At 55.0% G+C, this 1,552-nt stretch carries 1 protein-coding gene; it reads right to left on the reverse strand.

Annotated elements, in window-relative coordinates:
- Positions 1–274: 274 nt before the first annotated feature.
- On the reverse strand, positions 275–541 hold the full coding sequence (locus ACXJKO_RS31620; RefSeq protein WP_457094955.1) for a DUF6894 family protein: 267 nt from the start codon (positions 539–541) through the stop codon (positions 275–277).
- Positions 542–1,552: the final 1,011 nt, after the last annotated feature.

Consider the following 1,552-nt stretch of genomic DNA (forward strand, 5'->3'; position numbering starts at 1 on the left):
GACGCGCACCGGGTTATCGTCGCTGACCCAGTCCTCCAGGCTTTCGGGAAATAGGGTGGTCTGGCTGCGATCCACGCCTTCAACAAAGCGCCTCATCGGATCCTCCAAACAGAGCGGGCAATCCTACCACCAACCGCGTTTTGACACAGCCTGGTTCAGCTCAGGAACCGCGAGCGGCACCCGCTCATCCCATAAAACACTGTGCGACCAAATCCTCGCATGTCATTGGGCCCCTCGCGAGCTATCGTGGACATCTAAGTCCTTCTGCTCAACATTAGGGCAGAAGCGAGACGCCCGATAAAATGGCTTCAGGGTTAACGCCTTGCGATATGGGCATGGTGAAGATGTTCTGTCCGCCCTCGTCCAGAACCACAAAGTGATACTTGCCTGAAGGACTGGACAGGATTGGGTCGAGTGCAACAAAGCCGTGGTTCATTCGCGCGAATTGGCGTGCTGCTTCATCATCGACGCAGTCGCGGCCAGTATCGTCCTCGGAGATGAGTTGGGAACCCTGATAAAGGTTGAAGTAGTACCGAGGCATGAGCGATGTCTCCTCTCACGATGAGGGCTAGGGTTCCTGCTCAGGGAGCAACTCGTCTTGGGCTTGAACTTCAGCACGGGTTCTAGGCTCCAACGGTACCGCAATCGCTTGAAGATGGACTAGAACAGGTGTTTTTAGCACGTCCTTGTACAGGCTCTGAAGTGAATGGCCGAGGAAGGTGCTGGGCTGCTGTTGCTGAAAGGTCGGTTGTTCAGCACATAGTCGCCCGTTTCCAAGGATACGTGAGTATCCTTTGGCAGCATGGATTTCCTCCACTGCTCTGCCTAAACCACCCGAATAACATATGTTAGCCGAAACTCACGACCCCGAGAGTTGGTTTCAGCGGGGCCATAAGATTGCACATGAAAGCCGGCTTTCTTCGTTTCGGCCAAGTTGAAACCAATTTCCGGTTTACGGCTTGTGAGTGTGTGATGGGTTGATATCTCGCTCTGGAATACCCATCACCAGCACACGGATTGGCCTGACTGCTTGTGCGGGTTGCTAACAGCAGCTGATCCGCTGATCCCTAGAGCCGAGTACCCGCGTCGGCTTTGACACAGGGAGGCTAGCATACAGATATCATCTGGGCCGAAGCATGCCCTTACGCTGCCAACCTAAGTGTCCGAGGCATCCTTCCGCTCGACAGTCTGAACCAACTCAACCGGGTTGACCCGGATAAACGCGACTAGCGAGTGACTGCATGTCACCACGGGCCCTCTCCTCAGGATTGGGCCCGTTTCTCAGACCGACGTGGTTAGGACAGAGTGTGCCCGGGATTGGGAACCTCCGCGCCAAAGCTGCGTTACGGCTTGGTTGCGTAGCGTATGCGTTCCCGACCTCCTGACAGGAACACACACTATGCTGAAACAACCCATCACCGGTTTTGCCAGACGTGTTGATGACACAGTTGCTCGTGCGATGACTATCCTCCAGAGCAGGCCGGACTTCCCCGACAAGTCAGAGGGTTCCAAGCCTCCGAGCACTAGAAAACCTCAGAAAACAATGTGAACC

Source organism: Microvirga sp. P5_D2, assembly GCF_054049475.1.

What these genes read in the sequence shown, in the direction of transcription:
- ACXJKO_RS31620 (WP_457094955.1), bottom strand. Translation starts at nt 541, where the DNA reads ATGCCTCGGTACTACTTCAACCTTTATCAGGGTTCCCAACTCATCTCC.